Genomic DNA, 2,885 nt, shown 5'->3' on the forward strand with positions numbered 1-2,885 from the left:
TGCACACCGGCGCGGGCGGAAGGCCGCCCACCTCGGCGGGCGTGGCCACCGATTCGCCGGGCGGCAGCATGCGCGCCTGGCGCCAGCGGCCGAACCGGTAGTAGGCGATGGACATCAGCATGGCGCACAGCGCGCTGGCCGGAAAGCTCCACCAGATCGCGTCCGCTCCCAGCACCGGCTGCAGTCCGTACGCGATGGGCAGGCGGATGCCCCAGAGCGCCAGCCCGAGGATGATGAGCGGCGGCACCACCGCGCCCGTGGCCCGCACCACGCCCGACAGCACGAAGGTCACGCCGAAGAACAGGAACGACCCCACCGCGATGTGGTTCAAATGCCGGGCGGCTTCCAGCGAGGCGCTGCCCTCGGGCAAAAAGAGCGACAGCGCCATGCGGTCCAGCAGGATGAGCGGCGCGATCAGCGCGCCCGTGAGCAGAAAGTTGAACAGCGTGCCACTGCGCGCCACGCCGTCCACCCGGTCCCAGCGGCCGGCCCCCACGTTCTGCGCCGCCATCGACGAGCACGCGGCGCCGATGGCCATGGCCGGCATCTGCACATAGGTCCACAGCTGCAGCGCCGCGCCATACGCCGAGGCCGTGACCACGCCCTGGGCGTTGACCATGCCCATCACCATGAGCATGGCCAGCGAGATCATCACCATCTGCACGCCCATCGGAATGCCCTTGACCACCAGCGCCCGCAGGATGGCGGGGTCGGGCACGAACAGGCGCCACTGCGCCCGGCCGATCCACAGCGGATGGCGCCGGTAGCGCAGCCAGGCCAGCAGTGCCGCGAAGCTCAGGGCATTGGCCACCAGCGTGGCCATGGCTGAGCCGGCGATCCCCATGCGCGGCAGCGGCCCCAGGCCGAAGATGAGCAGCGGGTTCAGCGCCGTGTCCAGCACCACCACCAGCAGCAGGAACAGGAACGGCGTGCGCGTGTCGCCCGCGCCGCGCAGCACCGCCGACACGAACGCGAACAGGTACAGCAGCGGAATCGCCAGGAACAGCGTGCGCAGATAGGCCTCGGCCAGCGGCAACGCGTCGGCTGGCGTGCCCATCCAGCCGAGGATTTCGCGCGACAGCGGCAGCCCCACCAGCGCGATGAGCACCGAGGTGCCCCCGAAGAACGTGGCGCTGGTGCCCATCACGCGCTGTGCCTGTGCCAGGTTCCTGGCACCCATGGCCTGCGCCACGAGGATGGTGGCCGCCATGCCCACGCCGAACACGGCACCGATCAGCAGGAAGAGGATGTTGTTGGCGTTCGCCGTGGCCGTGAGCGCCGCCTCCCCCAAATAGCGCCCCACCCAGATGGCGTTGACGGAGCCGTTGAGGGACTGCAGCACGTTGCCCGCGAGGATGGGCAGTGCGAACACCAGCAGCGTGCGGCCGATGGGGCCTTGGGTCAGGTCGCGCGTGGGGGGCTTTGGCATGCGGCATGGTGCCAGCCGCCCGGGTGGCCCGGCTGTCGGCCGATGCCGGCACCGGCCATCAGAACCCCTGCAGCACGACCTTGCCGATGGCGCGGCCGCTCTCCACCAGCGCATGCGCCTGGCGCAGGTGGGCCGCGTCGATGCGCCCGCCGTCGGTGGTGAAGGTGCTGCGCAGGCGCCCGGCGTCCAGCAGGCGCGCCACTTCGGCCAGCAGCTCGCCCTGGCGGTGCAGGTCGGGCGTGCCGAACAGCGAGCGGGTGAACATCATTTCCCAGTGCAGCGAAATGCTCTTGCGCTTGAGCGGCATCACGTCCAGCGAGGGCATGTCGTCGATCACGGCGATCTGCCCCTGGGGCCGCACGCAGTCCACGTACTGCGCCATGTAGGCCGGCGTGTGGGTGAGGGCCGCCACATGGTCCACCTGCGGCACGCCCAGCGCGGCCAGTTGCGGGGCGAGCGGCTGGCGGTGGTCGATCACGTCGTGCGCGCCCAGGTCCAGGCACCACTGGCGCGTCTCGGGGCGTGAGGCGGTGGCGATCACGCGCAGGCCGGTCAACTGGCGCGCGAGCTGGATCAGGATCGAGCCCACCCCGCCCGCGCCGCCCACCACCAGCAGGGACTGGCCCGCCGCAGCGCCGTCGCCCGAGGGCACGCGCAGCCGGTCGAACAGGATTTCCCAGGCCGTGATGGCGGTCAGCGGCATGGCGGCCGCCTGCGCATCGGACAGCGTGGCGGGCGCATGGGCGGCGATGCGCGCATCCACCGTGTGCAGTTCGGCGTTGGAACCGGGGCGGTCGATGGCGCCGGCGTAGTAGACCCGGTCGCCCACGGCGAAGCCCTGCACCGCGCTGCCCAGCGCCTGCACGGTGCCCACGGCGTCCCAGCCCAGCACCTTGGCCGCGCCGCCTTCGGGCGCCGCGCTGGCGCGCACCTTGGTGTCCACCGGGTTCACCGACACCGCGTGAACGCGCACCAGCAGATCGTGCTCGCCGGGGATCGGCGCGGGAAGGTCCAGGTCCACCAGGGCTTCCGGGTGGTCGATGGCATGGGGGGCGTGGTAGCCGATGGCTTTCATGGGTGGCTTTCTCTGAAAAGAAATGGGAAAAACAGCGATGGATGCACTGTAGGTTGGCAAAATGGATTTGATAAGTCGGCTTGTATGCCTATCTCTTTCAAATGAAATTTGAAAATATCTCCGACCTGCGCGTGCTGGTGGAAACCGCCCGGGGCGGCAGCCTCACGGCCGCGGCGCGGGTGCTGGAAATCACGCCCGCAGCGGCCAGCGCCATGCTCAAGCGGCTGGAGGCGCAAGTGGGCGCGCGCCTGTTCGAGCGTTCCACCCGCGCCATGCGGCTCACCGACCAGGGGCAGACCCTGCTCGACTACGCGGCGCGGGCGCTCGAGCTGCTGGAGGAGGGCGCGAGCCAGGCGGCCTCGGAGGCCGGCGCGCTGCGCG

General features: G+C 70.6%; 3 protein-coding genes. 1 reads left to right on the top strand and 2 read right to left on the bottom strand.

What is annotated here, in order from left to right; translation table 11 throughout:
• On the bottom strand, positions 1–1,429 hold a 1,429-nt coding region (locus AC27KI_RS22070), incomplete at its 3' end, for an MATE family efflux transporter (protein WP_487115848.1).
• Positions 1,430–1,487: 58 nt separating this feature from the next.
• Entirely contained in the window at positions 1,488–2,504 is a 1,017-nt protein-coding gene (locus AC27KI_RS22075; RefSeq protein WP_284426827.1) for a zinc-binding alcohol dehydrogenase family protein, read from the bottom strand.
• A 101-nt stretch (positions 2,505–2,605) separates the two neighbouring features.
• Here AC27KI_RS22075 and AC27KI_RS22080 point away from each other — a divergent pair.
• Positions 2,606–2,885: LysR family transcriptional regulator (locus AC27KI_RS22080; RefSeq protein WP_487115850.1), on the top strand; the 280-nt coding region annotated here is incomplete at its 3' end.

The sequence above is a fragment of the Acidovorax sp. KPB24-03 genome (assembly GCF_057546605.1).